General features: G+C 43.1%; 17 protein-coding genes. 8 read left to right on the top strand and 9 right to left on the bottom strand.

The genetic code is table 11. From position 1 onward, the window contains the following. Positions 1-175: 175 nt before the first annotated feature. On the bottom strand, positions 176-1024 hold the full coding sequence (locus ACK8OT_RS09140) for an AraC family transcriptional regulator (RefSeq protein ID WP_410196200.1): 849 nt from the start codon (positions 1022-1024) through the stop codon (positions 176-178). Between the two features lie 238 nt (positions 1025-1262). Between ACK8OT_RS09140 and ACK8OT_RS09135 the strand changes: the two genes are divergently transcribed. From ACK8OT_RS09135 to ACK8OT_RS09115, 5 genes are all read left to right on the top strand, one after another. Continuing rightward, positions 1263-1712, top strand: a complete 450-nt coding sequence (locus ACK8OT_RS09135; protein WP_410196199.1) for a lipocalin-like domain-containing protein — start codon at positions 1263-1265, stop codon at positions 1710-1712. Positions 1713-1775: 63 nt separating this feature from the next. Continuing rightward, positions 1776-2273, top strand: a complete 498-nt coding sequence (locus tag ACK8OT_RS09130) for a hypothetical protein (protein ID WP_410196198.1) — start codon at positions 1776-1778, stop codon at positions 2271-2273. A gap of 304 nt (positions 2274-2577) precedes the next feature. Further along, entirely contained in the window at positions 2578-3822 is a 1245-nt protein-coding gene (locus ACK8OT_RS09125) for a carbohydrate porin (protein ID WP_410196197.1), read from the top strand. A gap of 319 nt (positions 3823-4141) precedes the next feature. Next, positions 4142-5521, top strand: a complete 1380-nt coding sequence (locus ACK8OT_RS09120; protein WP_410196196.1) for a metal-dependent hydrolase family protein — start codon at positions 4142-4144, stop codon at positions 5519-5521. A 58-nt stretch (positions 5522-5579) separates the two neighbouring features. Further along, complete coding sequence (locus ACK8OT_RS09115; protein WP_410196195.1) at positions 5580-6218, top strand: DUF3299 domain-containing protein; 639 nt, start codon at positions 5580-5582, stop codon at positions 6216-6218. Positions 6219-6303: 85 nt separating this feature from the next. On the opposite strand, the gene ACK8OT_RS09110 is transcribed toward ACK8OT_RS09115, so the two are convergent. From ACK8OT_RS09110 to ACK8OT_RS09100, 3 genes are all read right to left on the bottom strand, one after another. Continuing rightward, the gene (locus ACK8OT_RS09110; protein ID WP_410196194.1) at positions 6304-7296 is read right to left on the bottom strand and encodes a helix-turn-helix domain-containing protein; all 993 of its coding nucleotides are present in this window, start codon (positions 7294-7296) and stop codon (positions 6304-6306) included. A gap of 485 nt (positions 7297-7781) precedes the next feature. Next, on the bottom strand, positions 7782-8078 hold the full coding sequence (locus tag ACK8OT_RS09105) for a hypothetical protein (protein ID WP_233070028.1): 297 nt from the start codon (positions 8076-8078) through the stop codon (positions 7782-7784). Between the two features lie 95 nt (positions 8079-8173). Further along, the gene (locus tag ACK8OT_RS09100) at positions 8174-9097 is read right to left on the bottom strand and encodes a helix-turn-helix transcriptional regulator (RefSeq protein WP_410196193.1); all 924 of its coding nucleotides are present in this window, start codon (positions 9095-9097) and stop codon (positions 8174-8176) included. Positions 9098-9402: 305 nt separating this feature from the next. Here ACK8OT_RS09100 and ACK8OT_RS09095 point away from each other — a divergent pair, with 305 nt between their 5' ends. After that, a complete protein-coding gene (locus ACK8OT_RS09095) occupies positions 9403-9813 on the top strand; it encodes a hypothetical protein (protein WP_410196192.1) in 411 nt (136 codons plus the stop codon). 144 nt (positions 9814-9957) lie between these two features. On the opposite strand, the gene ACK8OT_RS09090 is transcribed toward ACK8OT_RS09095, so the two are convergent. From ACK8OT_RS09090 to ACK8OT_RS09080, 3 genes are all read right to left on the bottom strand, one after another. Next, complete coding sequence (locus ACK8OT_RS09090) at positions 9958-11670, bottom strand: alpha/beta hydrolase family protein (protein WP_410196191.1); 1713 nt, start codon at positions 11668-11670, stop codon at positions 9958-9960. A gap of 452 nt (positions 11671-12122) precedes the next feature. Further along, the gene (locus tag ACK8OT_RS09085; RefSeq protein WP_410196190.1) at positions 12123-12746 is read right to left on the bottom strand and encodes a flavin reductase family protein; all 624 of its coding nucleotides are present in this window, start codon (positions 12744-12746) and stop codon (positions 12123-12125) included. 149 nt (positions 12747-12895) lie between these two features. Then, entirely contained in the window at positions 12896-13738 is an 843-nt protein-coding gene (locus ACK8OT_RS09080) for a 23S rRNA (adenine(2030)-N(6))-methyltransferase RlmJ (protein ID WP_410196189.1), read from the bottom strand. Positions 13739-14189: 451 nt separating this feature from the next. Here ACK8OT_RS09080 and ACK8OT_RS09075 point away from each other — a divergent pair, with 451 nt between their 5' ends. After that, a complete protein-coding gene (locus ACK8OT_RS09075; protein ID WP_410196188.1) occupies positions 14190-14702 on the top strand; it encodes a hypothetical protein in 513 nt (170 codons plus the stop codon). Between the two features lie 146 nt (positions 14703-14848). Here ACK8OT_RS09075 and ACK8OT_RS09070 read toward each other — a convergent pair whose 3' ends face one another. Beyond that, on the bottom strand, positions 14849-15238 hold the full coding sequence (locus ACK8OT_RS09070) for a GFA family protein (protein ID WP_410196187.1): 390 nt from the start codon (positions 15236-15238) through the stop codon (positions 14849-14851). 49 nt (positions 15239-15287) lie between these two features. Next, positions 15288-15737: a hypothetical protein gene (locus ACK8OT_RS09065; RefSeq protein WP_410196186.1), complete on the bottom strand. Its 450-nt coding sequence runs from the start codon at positions 15735-15737 to the stop codon at positions 15288-15290. Between the two features lie 145 nt (positions 15738-15882). On the opposite strand from ACK8OT_RS09065, the gene ACK8OT_RS09060 reads away from it, so the two are divergent. Beyond that, positions 15883-16272 carry a transposase gene (locus ACK8OT_RS09060; protein ID WP_410196185.1) on the top strand — a complete coding sequence of 130 codons (390 nt, stop codon included), beginning with the start codon at positions 15883-15885 and terminating at the stop codon, positions 16270-16272. The last annotated feature ends 22 nt before the right edge of the window (positions 16273-16294 follow it).

The following is a 16294-nucleotide window of genomic DNA, read 5'->3' as shown; positions in this document are numbered from 1 at the left end:
TTGTCCTTAAACAGGCTTCTTGATATCGAAGCTTTCACTATGGCCACAGTCTATTTTGGCTGCATTTGGAATACTTGCTAAATATTCCGAGTATTTTGCTAAATACTCCGATTATTAACAAACTTTAAACATGATCATAGCGAAATTGACAACACAATATAGTGCTTGGTTCACATTATGCAGACTCGATTTGCTTTTTATATCGAGAAGGTGACATACCTAGGGTTCGACTGAAGGTGTGGGTAAAGGTGCTTTGACTGGAAAAGCCCGTCAGCTCAGCGATTTGGCTAAGATTGAAACTCCCTTGTTGGATCAGCTTTTGCGCAAGATCGATACGTTTAGCTAATACATATTGATGGGGAGTCATCCCAGTTTGTTGTTTAAACAAGCAATAAAACTGACTTTGGGCAAGGTAAACGCTAGCGGCAAGCTGTGCGATGGAAATCTTATCGGCGATGTGCTGCTCTATATAGCGGTCGATCACCCGCAAATCAAAGCGGCTACTGCTGCAAAATGGGGGCTCCGTTAGTCTGATACTGCGCTCTTTTGTGCTCAATGCGCCGTTGACCACATGGCGTTGCAAGAGTGCAATAATGGTATCTTGGCAGGCGCGAGATAGCAGTAAGTCATCGGGACTTGCCAGCATTTCGGCGACCAAGAGCTTAATTAAATGTTGAATCGCATCATCTAATTGAAAATAGGGCGAAGGCCTATCTAATTGTTCTAGCACCGCTGTAATAGCGGGTGATAGCAGCGCGGGCTGATCAAGATTTAGCACTAAAATATCCGACTGTCCGACTACGCCGCCGAAAGCGTGCGGTGCCATCGCCGTTACCAAACAGCCTTGCCCTGGGCCTAACAAGTTAGCCTTACCAGATACTTCAAATTCCGCTTGGCCTTTCAGGCCAATAACCAGTTGCATGTAATGATGGGCATGACAATCCATGTAGCTAGGTAAGGTGATGATTTGCGCAGGTTTTGGTAAATCGATCGGTTGATCTGTCTGGTCTATTAGCGGCTTCATAGTGATACCTGCGGCAAAATGGCAAAGGGAGTGTTATAAAAATTACTTTAAGTTATGGTTGGGCTGCAAGTGAAATCACCCCATCAATTGAGTTTGGCTAGCTGTTTGGGCGCAATGGCTTATTATTCGATACTAACCTTGTCTGGTTCTAATCGATGTTTTAACAACAACATAAACAAGTTGCGCAATGAAGGGGCAGAGGTAATGATGTTGGTGCCAAGTAATAAAAGGATCCATCATGTTAACAGCTAAACAAATTATCGGCCGCTGGCAGTTAGTGGCTGCAGAGCTTACCGTTGCCGGGCAAGTAAGCAATACCTTCGATGCTAAGCGCACCATGATCAAACACTTTACTGCGTGTGGCCGATTTTATTTTCACGCTAAAACCGCAGACCGAGTTCCCTTTAGCCCGGCGATAACGGATGAAGAGCGGTTAGCGGCCTGCAAAACCTTAGACTTTGGCGCAGGGCGTTATCGCCTCAAAGGCGATGAGTACATTGAAGACATTGAGGTATGCAGCTATCCCAACTATGAAGGAAAATCCATCGGTTTTAGCTTAAGTGTGCAAGGAGAGGGTGAGCAAGCAACACTTATCCAGCAAGGCGTTTACCCGTTAAAAATGTTGGGTTTTGGTGATCAAGATGGTTACATAAAAGAAACTTATCGTCGCCTTGAAGAGCTTGAATAAGGGTAACGCTTTTCTCAGTTTGGCCGATAATGAATATAGGGCCAAACAGAACAAGCGCCGCCAATGCGATTAACCTACCAAGACTATTTGGCAAAGTTGTCCTTAACTCAAACAAGCCAAACCCGCACCAATGCTGATACTGTGCCAAACGACGCGGGTCTTAAGGACAAACTGAGCTCGCAAGACAGTTTAACCTTGTCTGATGAGGCCAAAGCCCGTTTTGCAAAGCAGCAAAACGGGATCAATGAAAACCATAAACAACAAGCCTTATCGCAGGCGGCCAATGTACTGATGGGCTCAGCCAAATCATCAAACCAACACAGCGCTAACCAAAATAGCTCAGCGCAAAGTGCGCAGGATGAAATCACCCAAGCGCAAATCAAGTACTTAAAAGATCAAATCAAACAAGCCAAGACGCAGCTACAAAAGCTGGCCTATAAAAAACACGAAGGCGCAGATAAACAACGCGCCATGCTCAATATGTCGGTGGTGATGATGACAGGGCAATTACTTGAGCTCATGCGCAACGAACTGCCTGATGCGTCAAAGCGCAGACCCTAGTAAGCTCAGTCTCTATTTTTTCACCACCTATTCAACGGCTTGCCAAGTGATGAGTCAAATCCCTGCAAAAGCCTGCTCTGGTGAGGGCTCACAAGCTAAACAGTGCTAGATTGGCATGAAATGGTAAGTTTAGTTACTTGTATTCACTTTACCAGATGGCTAGTTTCTCAATATATGTATGCTTTGCTGAACAGTTCGCTTTTTACACACAAAGTGATCTTGGACTCGACTGATATAGAAGGTATTTAGCCAAGCAACAAGTTGAAAATGTTTCAGTAAAAGGCCTCAATAAATGGAATTAAATATGTCTGCTCGGCGATCGGTTTTTGCCATTGGTTTGCTTGTTTTAGGCGCCCCTTTTTTCTCATCGGCGGCCAATTTTGGTGGTCCGGATGCCGTTGAAAATACCCTCTCTGAGCACAACAAGCAGCCACAAAGTTGGCGTAACCAGTTAGCGCAAGAGGGGTTGACTTTTGGATTGGACTACAATGGGATCGGGTTTAACTCTGCTAATGGCAATAAAGGTAATACGGTTAACGCCAGCGGTGGTGTTGCGCGTTTCTACGGACAGTGGAACTTGATTGGACGTAACTCGAATAATACGGGGGGGATCGTCTGGAAGATTGAGCATCGACATGCTTATAGTGATTATGCTCCCAAATCGTATGCATTTCTCGCTGACTTAGCTGGAGCTGAAGGGTTAGGCTATATAGGCATGATCCAACCCGCCTTTAGCGATCAGGGAGGCAGGATCACCAATCTTCATTGGAAACAGCGCCTCAATGATGGCAAGACGTCCTTCATTGTTGGGTTTCAGGATGTGACCGACTACGTGGATACCTATGCGCTGGCTAGCCCTTGGACTGGTTTTTCTAACCTAGTATTCCAAACAGGTGCTGGTGCAATGGGATTGCCAGATGATGGTTTATTTGCCGTTTCGATTGGCCAGATGTTAACGGATAATTACTATATTGTGGCTGGATTGGCAGACGCTAACGGACGTTCAGATAGCGATGAAATATTTGATGGGTTCGATAGCTTTTTTAATGACAACGACTATTTTACAACGGTTGAATTGGGTTGGACTGCCTCACAACAACAAATTTATACCGATAACCTGCATGTTACTTATTGGCATTTAGACGCCACCTTTAATGACGATGGCTCAACACGTCATAGCGCCAAAAACAGCGAAGGCGTTAACTTTTCTCTAAGCTATTTTGTTACCCCTCAAATCATGCCTTTTGTTCGCGCAGGCTTTTCCATTGACGGTGACGCAGCGCTGTATGAGAAATCTATTTCTGTCGGTTTAGGCTATTTTGGCTTGGGCGCAGCCAAGCATAATCTGGGAGCGGCATTTAACTGGAGTGAAGCCAATAAAGAGGGATGGGGCACAGATGATAACCAAACCACATTGGAGATTTACTACAACATGCAGTTTGGTGAACATGTTCAAATAACACCCGATTTTCAATGGATCCATGATCCTATTTTGTCGCAAGAGAGTCATGCTCTGGTATTTGGCCTGCGCGGTAGAATATTTATTTAACAAGAGAATGCATTCAGGCCTGAGTCAATTGGGCTGGTTTGGGGGAAAGCCGTCCCATTTTACGGGCGAATCGCGATATTTTGCCGATGAGTGGCAATGAGAGTGGGCTAAAACGTGTCAATCTTTGGTGCTGAGTTGTCACCAAATGGTAAGTTTATTGTCTTGAATAAACATAAACTGAACGCTAAGTTACGAAATGTATATATTCTATATACTTATTGTTAAAAAAGTTGCGTCTTTGGTTGTAAGTTGGGTTCAGCGTATGGGCCCAGTGGTCAGTTTTAGCCGTGAAATATAATCACAATAGATGGGTAGATAAATGAAAAATCAGCCAATTAAACTAAGCTTACTCGCTGCATGTTGTTCTCTGGCTTTTGGTGCCAATGCGGCAAGCACGCTCTTTACCAATGTTGATGTCTTTAATGGGAAAGACAACAAATTGTACAAGAATCATCATGTGTTGGTGGTGGATAATCTCATTTCTGAAGTGTCAGCTAGCCCGATTGATGCCGGTGACGCAACGGTTATTGATGGTAAAGGCAAAACCTTGATGCCAGGATTAATTGAAGGTCACGGTCATTTACTACTTAATGGGGGGACTTTAAACGATCATGAAAATAACCGTACATTAGAAGAATTAGCAGCGCGCGCAACCGTGATGGCCAACGCAGCCTTTCAATCAGGCTTTACTACTTGGCGTGATGCAGGTGGCTTAAATACCGGCCTGCGTAAAACTATTGACTCAGGTATGCTTGAGGGGCCACGTTTATATACATCGGGCGCGTTCATTGGACCAACTGGTTCTCATGCTGACTTTTCAAATCTTACCACGCCTAACCAACATATTAATGGTATGCAAACGGCAATGGGGCGCAACAATGTCAGCGTGAATACGGACAGTATTTCGGAAATTAAGTCTGCAGCACGGATGAATTTTAAGCAGGGTAACTCACAGATTAAAATCATGTCTTCGGGTGGCGTAGCTTCCTCGTTTGACCCGTGGCAACTCAATGCGATGTCAGCAGAAGAAATTGCCGCAGCCGTGGAAATTGCCGATGCTTACGGCTCTTACGTGATGTCCCATGCTTATAGCAAAAAAGCCATCATGCGCAATTTAGATGCGGGTGTGAAATCGATTGAACATGGCTTTATGTTTGACGCTGAAATAGCGAAAAAAATGAAAGAAAAAGGCGCTTATATCACAACCAATATGACCGCGTTTTCACCTTATTTAGCCACGATCCCAGCGATAAATGACAACCCTGCTTCGAAAATAAAAGCAGAATCCGCGCAAAAGGCGTTTAAAGACTATATCAAGAACGTCAATGAGTATCAGCCTAAATGGGGATTTCACACTGATTGTGTCGGCGGCCAGGAAGCTTGTATAAAACAAACAGATCATACTATTTATCTGGCAGGTAAAGAGTTGGGTAACTTCTTCGCTCTAAAAGGCTTGACCTCGGTGAATGGTGAGTTAGTTAAATTATCTGGTGTCATGGACCCCTATCCGCAAGCCGCATTAGGTGTGGTGGAGAAAGGCGCATTTGCAGACTTACTCTTAGTGGACGGGAACCCATTAGAAGACTTATCCGTTATCGGCGCTAACGAAAAATGGTTTGATGCTGAGCCGCGTGATGTGGCTTTAGATACAATTAAGGTGATAATGAAGGACGGTAAAGTCTATAAAAATACACTTTAACCCCCTCTGTTTTCCGTTTTGCTCCCCCACCTTCGGGTGGGTTTTTTCTGAGGTTCGAATGAAACACATTATCACCGCATTTCTTTTGTCGCTTATTTCTATCCCGCTTTATGCAGAGACACCTCTGACATTGGATTGGTCAAACCTAAACAGTGAGGCAAAAGCTGTCACCATTGAATTGCCTGAATTAACGGAAGATCAAAAGCGACTGTTGCAAGGGGTTATTGTTTTAAGTGAACAGGATTCCGAAGAATCAAGATTGCAAAAGAAGCACATTGAATCTCAATTGGCGAAACAAGGTCTTAATGCGAGTGAGCTTATTCAATTACGTCAAGACTATATGCTGGCAATGAAACAAAACGCAGAAACAGTGACCGATGTTTACAATGGTAAACTTGTTCGTATGCCAGGGTTTATTGTACCTATTGAATATAATGAAAATTTGGAAGCCACCGAATTATTACTGGTGCCGGTTGCAGGTGCCTGTATTCACATGCCGCCGCCTGCAGCTAATCAAATCGTGAGAATATATTATCCAAATGGGTTTGAAGTTCAAAACGTGCAATACCCAGTCTGGGTTGAAGGGAGGTTTAACTCCAATGTGATAACTGAGGAGGTTTTTTTGGTAGATGGCGGGGCAAATGTCGCCATGGGTTATGAAATGAAAGCCACCTTAATTGAAGATTATTATGAATAAACATTAAAGGAATTAAATATCCAAACTTCTATTACGGCAATGCAGCGGATGGCGGTTTCATTGTTATTTTGGTGCTAACGTATTATTAGTTTTGATTCGCTTGGTTTGTTTTTATTTTAAATGACTTTGGGTAGTAACCAGAATGCGATTTAAACGCTCTGCAAAAATGCGTAACATTGCTATAACCCAATTTTAGAGATATTTCACTGACGGTTTCTTTACCTTCTGCCAATGATTTACAGGCTTTGTCATACCTTGCCTTAGATAATTCTTGTCTGAAAGAAGTGTTACTTTGTTTTAACCGGCGCTGAAGCGTTCTTTCGCTGACGGACATTAACCATGACACGGTTTGGATGTTTAAACTCTGAAAGTGTAATAATCCGTTTAGTACTTGTTGAAACTGAACAAGAAAATCGGGGCTTAAATGATACTGCTGGTTATACGCCGGAATAGTTGACTTAGGGGTGTTAGTTAGTAATACACTTGGGATAAAGATACCCGTTTTATTTGCCTGGTGGGTTATATTACAGTCCTCATAAAAATGCTTGGCAGCTTGCCAATGCGCCATGCTTTTTGAGGCGAGGTTTACAAAGTTAGGTAACCATGGATAAATTGTGAAATGGTTTACCAGATTCACTGTCATTTGAAGATCATATAACTCTACATCGGCAAAACCCTGGGCATGAACAGGTAAACTGTGCTTTTGCCAAAGCCAAATACCATTCAATGAAGACTCGATATAAATCTCGACCTTAGCAGATTCATGGTTCACTGCCTTTACCCAATGGTTAAGTGTTTGTAATAAAGACCAATGTTCACCAATCGCGTTGGCGAACTGGCCGTACATGGCAAGCCCGGAATTTTCCGCAACCATTAAACTATAACTTGCATCTTGTTGTAATCCACTGAGGTAGTGTACCGACGAAAAAAGCTGGTGAGTAAACACATATTCGTGTTCTATTTCCAAAATGTCTGCTGGAAGCTTTAGTTGTTTAAGGGCTTTTTTGTATTCAAAGCCACTTTTTTCAGCATGTACAATAAAAGGAGAAAGTTGACCTAGTCGAGTTAAGGTAAGCAAACTAAACGCTACTCAATCAGTTATATGAATTAAGTTGATTATATAACTAGGGTAAATGGTGTGTAAATTGTTAGTTTTACCGATTGGTACAGATAAGTTACGGCTGACATCCCTAACTGTCGATAAGCTTTTGGTTAGTTGTGTTATGTTAGCTAGCTGCTATTGGCTTTGTCATTATTATCAGTGTCGATGTTAAATTTAGCTAAGCTAAAGTGAATAAGTGATTTTTCCTTGGTTTTTTATTTCAGTTTTAAATGTAAAGCAATAATTCAGTTGATTAAATAGATGATGGAGATAACTTTACTTTCGAATTTAAGTGGGGCATGAAAATATTGGTGTTGAAGTCAATGTCTAGCAGGGGGGGCATTTGGCCTGATTTATGATGGGTTTTAACTCTTTATCCATTTTAGAAAATAATTAACGGTACTATTTTAGTATTGCTAGAGCCAAGTTTTTTATTTTCTTGGCTCTACTGGTGATAATCCTTAGATGCGTTTAATCACCTTGAGCTTTACCGCTTTTTTTAGTGAGGAGTCACGTTTATTTCTGACCACACGTTTGGCAGCTTTTGCTTTCACCCCGGTTTTGACGAGTGAGTCATCATTGTCCATAAGTTCATCAGCGACATGTAATTTAACCAGTTTTTTCGTGGTTGAGTCATGATTATCCGAGATAATCTCATCAGCCACTTTTAATTTGACGGCTGTTTCAACAAGTCCATCAGCATGAACCATAGCCATAGGAGCGAATAGAAGCGTTAGCGCAATTAATTTAGCTTTCATAGGGTTACCTCGTTAAATTGTTTGGTGTTTAAGTATCAACGAGGTAAATAGTAAGTTAGCCAGCCTTATAAAACTTACCATTTCGTGCCACGAGATCAGGCGATAATGTTTTTCCGCCATTGTCGTGGGCTTGCGCCATGCTGTTTCTTAAATGCACGTGAGAAATGCGCCGTACAGGAATAGCCAAGTGATAATGCAATTCTTGTGATAGGAATGGAAGGGTCTGCGAGCATAGCCAGCGCTTGTTGTTGTAATGCTTGTTCCATCACCGCGCTATAAGTTTGGCCTTCTTCTGCCAAACGACGTTGTAAGCTACGAACGCTCATATCGAGTATTTTTGATGCCTGCGTAATGGGCAGGCGACCCATGGTTAGGTACGGGGTCAGTGCAAGTATCAATGACTCGGTAAAATTGCTGATGGTAGCAGGCTGTTTGAGCGTTTGAGCAGCAGTGAATGAAGGGGACAAAGGGCGAGTCAAAATAGGCTGCTCAATACTGCAAGCGGTTACACTTCTTGCTGAATACAGTTGCGTATTTTTCAGTAAAAGCAGTTTGCTGTGCTCAAGTGACAAATTTGACTGAAAAGCGATTTCTTTTGGTGACCAGTTTGCGGTTGTAAGGGCGCGGACTAACTCAATAATGAAGATAACTGAAAAATGTTCAGCGAGGATAAACCAATCTGCATTCGCCTTGCTTCGCTCTCTGACGAACCAGGTTTTACCTAGGACGGTCCTAAGGCTTAACCGGGTTTGTGTTGTATCTGCATTAATGGCCTCAATGACCTGGATTAACGCTTCTTCTACTGTTTGGGGATTATTTAGCTGTCTAATAAAATGTGGAATATACACATCTCGGCAAAGACGCCAGGTAAACACTGAAAAATGCGCTAATCCCATTTTCTCAACAAGTAGGGACAGAAGCTGTTGTAATGCAGATTTGGGTATGTATTGGTGCTGGGTTTGTAGCATGTCTTCGGGCAGCCCTGCTTTACGCAAGAAGGGGTAGACATCGATATCCATTTGACCTAATAAATCGACGAAGGGAATCGCATGATCTGCTTTGATTAAGGGTATTTGTTCCTTTGTCTTCATGATATACGCAGTATTATGTTTATCAGTTGATGTGCCGAGTATATCAAAATATCACTTGGTTGAGTTTGTCATCATTGACTTGTTGTCAATGGTTTTCACAAAGTTGTCATCATCCCACATGCACTGTAGACAGCCGGCTGTGAGACACCCCGCTGTGGCATCAAATGGTAAGTTTTATTCGTGGCTGTGCCATATCATGTTGCTCAAGTTAACCAGACACCTGAGGTGGAAAGATGAAAATAGTTAAGACAAGCATGATGAGTGGGGCGTATTTTTTGTTAGTTTTGTTGAGTTTTGATCACTTTTTTAGTTGGGTCGACATTGACAGTTTTGCTGCTGCTCTGTTGGCTGCCTTGATCATTAGTTTTACTTTACAAGCCTCTATCAAAGTCGAAAGCATCATGGCGGAAATGTTGTTAAAGCAAAAAGTATTGCCTTTATTGAAACGCGCCGTGAGCTCTTACATCATTTTAGTGGGCTCAAAATTTTTGGCGATGGGACTCATCGCGGTTGCATTAGCTGATCAGGTCGTTTTTGCTGGGCCGGCAGGCGGGGGATTGATCTTTTTGATTATCGTGTTTATTTCAATGGGTCTTGAATATGCGATAAAAAACTTCGCCAGTAATGAAACCAGCTACGCTTAAGCAGCTAGCGATGCGCTTGGTTTGCTTATGAGTTGTAAGCCTTCAGCAATTCCCTGACAAGCAAGTATCCAGAAGGCCAAACAACACTGATACAAAGGAACAGCCAAAGTCATGGCTGTTCCTTTGTTTAGCTTAGTCGTGGTTTTAACCGCGCCCACCTAAGCAAGTCGCCAGAAACTCATCGACTTTACTGGTTAGCCTACGCTGGTTTTGTGGATCGCCAAAGTTATGGCCAACGCCATCCATTTCCCAATATTGAACCGGCTTATTTAATTCCCGCATCTTAGCCACCATATTGCGTGACTGCTCCTTGGTAACTCTCACATCTTCGGTGCCTTGGATCACCAGCAGCGGCTTGGTGATTTTATCGATATGGTAAATCGGCGAAGCTTGGCGCATCTTTTCAAGATCGGCGGGTTTGTTCACATCACCAACAAAACTGCGCCAAATATCCATGCCTAAGGTCCATACTTGCGGCACCGAGTTGATAAACAACTCTAAATCAGAGATGCCAAAAATATCGACGCCGCAAGCAAATTTGTCGGGTGTTTTGGTTAAACCCACTAGGGTGGCATAGCCGCCGTAACTGGCGCCAACGATAGCAACATGCTTGGGATCTGTGACGCCTTTTGCTATGGCCCAATCGACCCCATCAATTAAATCTTGGTGCATCTTCAAGCTAAACTCACCAAATCCTGCCGATAAAAAGTCACGGCCATAGCCCAGTGAGCCACGGTAATTTATTTGCAACACGGCATAGCCACGGTTAGCGAGCAGCTGGACTTGCGGGTTAAATCCATAATAATCCCTTGCATGGGGGCCGCCGTGTACTAGCAATACGGTCGGTAAATGACGCGCAGGAATATTGGCTGGTGTGGTGAGGTACCCATGGATCGTTAAACCATCACTGCTGGTAAACTGAATTGGCTGCTGTTGGCTGAGCTGATTGGCCATATCCGTGCTATTACTGCTTTCTAGCAAGGTTGATTGTTTGGTCTTTGGCTCGAATAAATAAACCTGCCAAGCGTGGCTATTCGTCACCTCAACAATCATCACTTGTTCGTTTAAGTCACTGCTGACGACACGAACCGACTTGGTTTTGTCAGTTTGATAATGATCTAAAACAGCCTGATGGCGCTTATCTAACACGTGAACGCGCTGGTAATCAGGGTAGGAAACCGCATAAACTGGTTTTCGATTCTCATCATAAACATAGTTATCTATGTCGACCTTATCATCTTGGGCAAGAACGAATATGTCTTTAGACTCAAGATCCAATGCCCATAGGATTTGTTTATCGGATTTATGATTACTTAAGATAATTAAACGTTGTTGATTATGATCATAAACCACATGGTTGATAAACTCTCCTTTGTTTCCTTGGTATAGAACCTCGTTTGTTTTGGTTGATATGATTTGGTTGCCGTTTTTACTTCTGATCAACATAGCAAATGCATCACCTTCTGGCACCGATTCATCAATGATCCATTGTGATACCTTAGAGGCGTTTTTATATAATCGCGTGGTTTCTTTATTTTGTAAGTTTAACCGAAACAGATCGAATACCTGCGGGTCGCGATGGTTATAACTGATTAACATATGGTTGGGTGCATCTGGTAATGTACTTTCCACCTGTATGCGTACTTTTTGATGATCAAATAAGCGCTTAGGCCAAGCATCTGGGCGAGACAAATTATAAAGTAATAAAACCGAATCTTCGTTATGGTAACTTAAGTTGGCATAGAGTCGTTGACTGTCTGGTAGCCATTCAAACGGCCCCGCAGGTACATCCATGCTGGTAATGGTACTGCCGTTGATATCACGGTAATGAATGCTGTAAATCCAATCATTGTGCACAAACTTCTTACCAAGCCAGGCCAGTTTAGTGCCGTCGGGCGAGACTCGGTAGTTATATGTGCTGTTATTTGAACTCGTAAGCTCGGACCAAGACACTGAGCTTGGGAGGTTATGAGATGTTAAGGTGGGGTGTGTAGCTTTGCTTGTGGTATTACAGCCTGCGAGCAGCAAATAGACAAAAAATAGGCTTAAAAGTTTGATCAACTTGTGAACTTCCATGAATAAAATAAAGCCGCTTTTTTAAGGAATCTTGACTGATAATAAATTGATTTATTATTTGGATATTGATTTTCGTGGATCTGATCGACTTAGTTGCTATTAATAAATATTATTATAGATAAGTTAATTGGTTGCATGAGGCTAGCTTGCTCTTTAAAAGAGTCAGTGCAGCCCTTAGCAAGATTGCTTGCAATATATCGCAAAGTGGCTGCTATCATCTTTGGTGGGTTCTGCTACTTTGGCCTCACCGCTTTAAACACGCTGGCTAAATTGGCGTATTCTGCACCGCCAAGACGGGCAAGGGGATCAAGACTTAGGGCATCAATTTTAAGGCGCATATCGTCTTGCTCACTGATAATGCTTTCATCTAAATAGGCTTGTTTAACTTCAACAAACATCAGCTTCATTGGCAGCTCACCCATTTCAACTACCTTGTGTAACTTACAGGCAAAGGCGACCTTACATTGGGCAACGCGAGGCAGCGGCGAGCCTTCAAACTCAACCAGATCAAGATGCGACAGGGCATCAAGGTGTAACTCTGATTCTTCATTAGGCAAGGTAGCTGCAGATTCGGTGACCACATCGGCCAGCTGGCTGTCGGCAATATGGATCACCAAATCCTGATTTAGCTCCACATTGACCGCGGAGTCTTTGTACTCGCCAGAAGGCTTTTTACCCACCGCATACATCAAGATGGCCGGATTTGAACTGATGGCCGTGAAATAAGAAAAGGGCGCTAAATTATGCTGGCCTTGGGCATTTTTCGATAAAACCCAAGCGATAGGGCGCGGCACTATGGTTTGCGTTAGGGTGTGATAAATTTGGTTAGGAGATAACTGGGCAAAATCTAAAATCATGTTGGCTAAGCTTATTAGAGATAGAAAAGCCTTAGTCTAAGGGATTTAAGGGCCAAGCTAAACACACCAACGAGGCTATTTTAGCCAAAGCATCAGGGAATTAGTTAAGCTAACCCCCTGAGATAAGGTCTATGCGGCAATCGCCTAGTTTATTCCGCCACCAACTGTTCACTGCGATAAAAACCTTGGTTATTTTCACCTAATAACTCGGTGAGTAAAGGCAAGCAGGTATCCATTTCGGCTTTTAATTTCCATGGCGGGTTGATCACTATCATGCCGCTTGAGGTCATGCCGCGCTCTTTGGTGTCGGCTTTAATGCCCAGCTCAAACAATTGAATATTGCGAATACCGCTGTCGATTAAGGCTTGCTCCATATGACGAATGCGATAGCGCTCAACCACCGGATACCAAATGGCGTAAACCCCAGTAGCAAAGCGTTTATGCGCCGCTTTAACGGCATCGACTACCTTGTCATAATCTGATTTGATTTCGTAAGGTGGGTCGATCAGCACAAATCCACGGCGCTCTTTCGGTGGCATTTTAGCGATCAAGCCTTGAAAGCCATCGCCATGCTCAACTTGCACGCGGCGCTGGCGCGGAAAGCTTTGCTTAAGTAACTCGATTTCGGTGCTGTGTAGCTCAAACAGATTTAATCTGTCGTGCTCACTGAGTAAGGCCTTGGCAATCGAAGGTGAGCCGGGGTAATGAGTGAGATCGCCGCCCTCGTTGAAGTCTTTAATCAAGTCAACATAGTCTTGCAATGGCTCAGGTAAATCAGCTAGTTGCCATAACTTAGCGATGCCGGTTAAGTATTCTTGGGTTTTTTGTGCATGCTCGGAATTCAGCGCATAACCGCCCGGCCCACTGTGGGTATCCAGATACAAATATGGCTTAGGCTTGGCATTTAAATGGTGAAAAATGCGCACCGCAACCAAGTGTTTTAAGACATCGGCAAAATTGCCAGCATGATAGGAATGGCGATAGCTTAACAAGGCTCTGACTCAGACTAAAAATAATGGCCGCTATAATAGCCTGAGTTGGAGAGCAGGTCTATTTAGGATCACCGTGATTACTGTGTATGAGTAAAGTTTGAGGCAGCGGCAAAACAAAGACTAAGAGACTGACAACCCAGTGTTTATGGCATAAAGTAGCAGCTGCTAACGCATGCTATACCCAATCAACCTGGAGATGTTTGATTTCAGCAAGAATTTACAGGCGTTTAGGCAAGGCATTGATTGCAGGTAATGGCTTACCCGTTATCAAAATCAATAACGCGGCATAAACGCCTGTAAAACTTGCCCTTTGGGAGCACCACCATGCCTCGTATTGAAAACACGGTGGCGCTCTGAAACATGCAGCTTCAAGTTGATTGGGTATATAGATTAATAATCAAAAGGCCTGCCCCATCTTCACGATGACGCTATAGGTTAATGGAGGCCATGCATGGTCGCATACATCGAACAGTGTCAGTCATTATCATTGACAGCGAGAGTGTGTATTGCACTAAAAATATTTGAACGTTTTTGCCAACAACAATCGCTGCATCATTCAACCATTACCGAGTTTTGTGATTACTTATGGCAATGGCCACTCATCGACGATCCCGAACAGTTTGAGCCTTGGGAATCGTCTAGGCCTTATTTGGTTAACTTTGCGCTTGGTGACGCATCACATGCCGAAATGGATACTTTACTTTCTCAGGCAAATATTAGTGAGCATACATTTCGTGAAATTGTCGGCGGTATCGCTCAAATATTGTGGGGGAGCTTTTGGGGAGCGTGTGAAGACGAGGCTTCTTTAAACTGTTTGCACCAAGTTATTCTGCATTCATCGGTTACCGATTTACCCAACCTAACGCCATTTAGGTTTTCAAAATTTTGCGACAATAGTGGCTGGGGTTTTAAGCTCACCCCTGAAGATGTAACTTATTGGCGTTTATGCACTAATGTCGTATAACAAGCGACCACTGCCGATGGCGACGCCAACAAAAGTATGGCTAAAGCTAGGCGGGGAAATGGACAGCTAGCTTTGACATAAAGCGGCAGGGCTAAAGCACGCTGTTAATTAACATGAAAAGAGCTTGTTCCATTTTTTCATGAGTATTACTCGTATTCAGGGTACTCTGGTAAATTGCTATTTAACGAATACCAACTCGCTTTTTGAGAAACCCAAATATGACTTAGTTCTTTTGAATTAGGATCATCGTCCAATGAACCCAAACGCAAAATGATATGTTGAGTGCCATCTTTCTTTGCGTAGATTTGAGTTGCACAATTAAGACAGAAATATCGATTTTTTCCAGGTGAAGATTCATAACAACCTAATTTAACATCACCTAGCAACTTAAAGTCTGGATCTTTAACAGCTGCAACACTTGAGAATGCAGAGCCATGAGCTTTGCGACAAGTTTGACAGTGACAATGAACTATATCGCCAATTTCACCTGATATTTCATATTTAACGTTACCGCACAAACAACTTCCAGTTATCATTTAAACCTCAAAAAAGGATGGCTGTTCTGTTATTTTGATTGAGTTAGGGCTAATCACTGCTGGAGCCAACGAATATCCAGCGTTGTCCGCATGAGTGAACATCATAGGCAAAGTCCCAAAATACGGGATACGCAGGATGCCCCTTGCGAAAACCGAATGCTGCTACTAATCCCGCTTCGTCAATATTAATGCTAGAGAGAACTTTATATACCAAGGAAATTATCTCTTCGCGTTTCTCATCTAAGTTTTCCGGCCCATGACCTATTTTCCCTTTGTAGAGAATCATATCCATTATTTCGGTTCTGGCTTCTTGCGGGGACGATAACACTACATCTGACACTTGCGCGTCCTTAGACACAGCTACCTTTAGGATTTCCTCTAAACCAAGCTCAGGATCAAATGGTCCATATAGGTTTAGCCACACCTCATAGTTGATGCCATAGAGTAGTTGTTCGATTCTCCTGAACTCTGGGTGTCGATTATTGGTGACTATTTTCATGTGACCTTAACGATTCGAGAATAAGTGCCGATTGTGGCGTCTTTTTTGCTTACTTGTTGAAAAATAACAGGACATCCACCACTTTTTGCGCTAACTCACATCCTGAGCCATAGTTTAAAAACCACTTATGGAGCAGGATGTGGCCATGACTTTACCTCGCGGGCAGTTGATCTGCCCTGAATCAACACCGTACTATCATGTCACCAGTCGCTGTGTGCGCCGTGCCTTTTTATGTGGTATTGACCACTATACTCAGCAGAGTTACGAACATCGCAAGCCTTGGGTGATTGAAAAGCTAAAGCAACTGGCGAGCATTTTCACCATAGATGTCTGCGCTTACGCCATTATGAGCAATCATTACCATCTGATATTGCACATTAATTTGCCTGAAAACCGCAATCTATCAAATAGTGAAGTTGCAGCGCGTTGGCAACAGTTGTTTGCTATGCCCATGCTGGTGGATGATTGGTTAATGGAAAAAGAAAATAATAGGACATCCACCTCTTTTTGCGCTAACTCACATCCTGAGCCATAGTTTAAAAACCACTTATTGAGCA

The organism is Motilimonas thetidivivens (assembly GCF_046452435.1).
Classification (GTDB): domain Bacteria; phylum Pseudomonadota; class Gammaproteobacteria; order Enterobacterales; family CBDFNC01; genus Motilimonas.
This window is presented reverse-complemented; position numbering and strand designations above follow the sequence as displayed.

Coding starts and splice junctions, on each gene's coding strand:
- ACK8OT_RS09140 (WP_410196200.1), bottom strand. CDS start 1,024: ATGAAGCCGCTAATAGACCAGACAGATCAACCGATCGATTTACCAAAA.
- ACK8OT_RS09135 (WP_410196199.1), top strand. CDS start 1,263: ATGTTAACAGCTAAACAAATTATCGGCCGCTGGCAGTTAGTGGCTGCA.
- ACK8OT_RS09130 (WP_410196198.1), top strand. CDS start 1,776: ATGCGATTAACCTACCAAGACTATTTGGCAAAGTTGTCCTTAACTCAA.
- ACK8OT_RS09125 (WP_410196197.1), top strand. CDS start 2,578: ATGTCTGCTCGGCGATCGGTTTTTGCCATTGGTTTGCTTGTTTTAGGC.
- ACK8OT_RS09120 (WP_410196196.1), top strand. CDS start 4,142: ATGAAAAATCAGCCAATTAAACTAAGCTTACTCGCTGCATGTTGTTCT.
- ACK8OT_RS09115 (WP_410196195.1), top strand. CDS start 5,580: ATGAAACACATTATCACCGCATTTCTTTTGTCGCTTATTTCTATCCCG.
- ACK8OT_RS09105 (WP_233070028.1), bottom strand. CDS start 8,078: ATGAAAGCTAAATTAATTGCGCTAACGCTTCTATTCGCTCCTATGGCT.
- ACK8OT_RS09100 (WP_410196193.1), bottom strand. CDS start 9,097: ATGGATATCGATGTCTACCCCTTCTTGCGTAAAGCAGGGCTGCCCGAA.
- ACK8OT_RS09095 (WP_410196192.1), top strand. CDS start 9,403: ATGAAAATAGTTAAGACAAGCATGATGAGTGGGGCGTATTTTTTGTTA.
- ACK8OT_RS09085 (WP_410196190.1), bottom strand. CDS start 12,746: ATGATTTTAGATTTTGCCCAGTTATCTCCTAACCAAATTTATCACACC.
- ACK8OT_RS09075 (WP_410196188.1), top strand. CDS start 14,190: ATGGTCGCATACATCGAACAGTGTCAGTCATTATCATTGACAGCGAGA.
- ACK8OT_RS09070 (WP_410196187.1), bottom strand. CDS start 15,238: ATGATAACTGGAAGTTGTTTGTGCGGTAACGTTAAATATGAAATATCA.
- ACK8OT_RS09065 (WP_410196186.1), bottom strand. CDS start 15,737: ATGAAAATAGTCACCAATAATCGACACCCAGAGTTCAGGAGAATCGAA.
- ACK8OT_RS09060 (WP_410196185.1), top strand. CDS start 15,883: ATGACTTTACCTCGCGGGCAGTTGATCTGCCCTGAATCAACACCGTAC.